The organism is Streptomyces odonnellii (assembly GCF_000981895.1).
Taxonomy (GTDB): domain Bacteria; phylum Actinomycetota; class Actinomycetes; order Streptomycetales; family Streptomycetaceae; genus Streptomyces; species Streptomyces odonnellii.
Genome location: NZ_LATD01000565.1, coordinates 1 through 1,994 on the forward strand (window position 1 = coordinate 1; position 1,994 = coordinate 1,994).

Below are 1,994 nucleotides of genomic sequence, written 5' to 3' on the forward strand. Positions count from 1 at the left end.
CGGGTTTACCTGGCCGGTACGGGGAGGCTCCTCGGGGTCGGGGACGGGCGAGGGGGCGGCGGGCGAGGCGCCGGGCCCCGGGTACGCCGCGGAGTCCGGGCCGCCCGGGGGACCCACGCCCGTGCCCGTACCCGTGCCCCTGCCCGTACTCGTACCCGTGCCGTCGGGCCCGCTTCCGGACATGCCCGTACCGCCGCCCATGCGGCTCTCCGACGGGCGGGGGCCGTTCGGCGAGCCCGACGAGCCCGAAGGACCCGACGAGCCCGAATCATCCGAGTCGTCCGGCGCGCCCGCGACCTCGCCCGGTGTCAGTGACGCGCTCGGCGACGGGCTCGCGCCCGGGGTGCCCGCCTCCTGCGGCAGATGACGGCTGACCTCGGCCGTCGTCAGGCCCAGACCGCCCAGCGTGATCTCGTCCCATGCCTGGAGCCGCTTGGTCGTCCGGTCCAGATAGAGGACGGAGGTGCGTACCTTCTCGGGCTCCTCGTTCTGCACGGCCCGCAGCCCGCCGCCGCCCGTCGAGCCCTCGACCTTCAGCCGCGTACCGTGCGCCATCACCTCGGTCTCACGGTGGTGGACATGACCGGACAGGGCGAGCGGCACCAGGCCGTCGGTCTCCCGGGCCGCCACCGGATTGTGCGCGACCGCGATGTGTACGGGAGTGCCGGCCGCCTGCTGGTCGCGCAGGGCCGAGGCGAACTGGATGCCCGCCATCCGTTCCGCCGGATCACCCCCCGCCTCCGTCGAGCGGTCGGGCGTGTACTGGGGATCACCCATCCCCGCCACCCGCAGCCCGGCGACGGTCACGGCCCGCCCCTCGTCCAGGACCCGGACGTTCTTCATGCGCCGGAGGTAGTTCTGCGTGACGTCCGAATCGTGGTTGCCGCGCACCCAGACATAGGGGGCGCCGAGGTCGCTGATCGGGTCGAGGAAGGTGTTCTCGGCGGAGGCGCCGTGATCCATGGTGTCGCCCGAGTCGATGATCACGTCGATTCCGTACTGCTCCACGAGCGAGCCGATGATGTGCCAGGACGCCGGGTTCAGATGGATGTCGGAGACGTGCAGGACGCGCAGGGTCGCCGGGTCGGGCTGGTAGGTGGGCAGGGTCGAGGTCGCGTCGTACAGCTTGGTCACATTGGTGACCAGTCGCGCCAACTCCTTCTGGTACACGTCGAAATCGGTCACGATCGAGCGGGCGTTGCCGACGACCTGCGGTGCGGAGGAGAGCAGTCCGGAGAATTTGGGCTCCAGCACCGACTTGGGGTTCCAGGTGGCGTACGCGCCGACGCCCGAGGCGGCCAGCAGCGCGAGCGCGAGCCCGCCGGCGGCGAGGGCGCGGCGGGGGCGGCGGTAGACGGCGAGGCCGAGGGCGGTCGCGCCGGAGACGACGGCGACACAGGACCGTACGGCCAGTTCGGAGGTGCCGTCGGCGACATCGTGTGTGACCTCGGCCTGGAGCCCGGAGAGACGTTCCGGGTGCTCGACGAGGGCGGTGGAGCGTACGGGGTCGAGCTGGTCCACATCCACGTCGAGACGGATGGGCGCGGTGTGTGTCTTCAGCTCCAGCGCGCCCAGCGGCGAGACATTGATCTTGGTCCCGCCGGTCAGGGACGGCCGCAGGGTCATCCGTGTGTCCATGGGGCCGACGGGCGTCCGTACGCTGCCGACGACCAGCAGACCGAGCCAGGCGCCCAGCATGACGACGGCGATCAGGCCGAGGGCCCGGGAGTACGGGTGCGGGGAGTGGACCAGCGTGCTGGTCGGGCCCTCTCGGCGGGAATGGAGATGGCCCAGAATACGGGTGCGTGTGGCACGGAACGGGATACGCGGTACATCACGGGCCATTGGGTCCGTATGCCCGGAGGGGCGGGCGGCCATGCCTTGGCTACGCCATCACGCGTAGTGGTGTGGTCCTCCGGGGGCCTGTTTCGTGGGTGAGGTGTGGGGCTGGGGGTTTGTCCGGGGGCTCGTTTCGTGTGCGTACGGTTCCGGCC

At 71.5% G+C, this 1,994-nt stretch carries 1 protein-coding gene; it reads right to left on the minus strand.

Annotated elements, in window-relative coordinates:
- Nucleotides 1–1,845, minus strand: a 1,845-nt coding sequence (locus tag WH07_RS35085) for a metallophosphoesterase family protein (RefSeq protein WP_232789171.1), incomplete at its 3' end; no start/stop codon positions are given.
- Nucleotides 1,846–1,994: the final 149 nt, after the last annotated feature.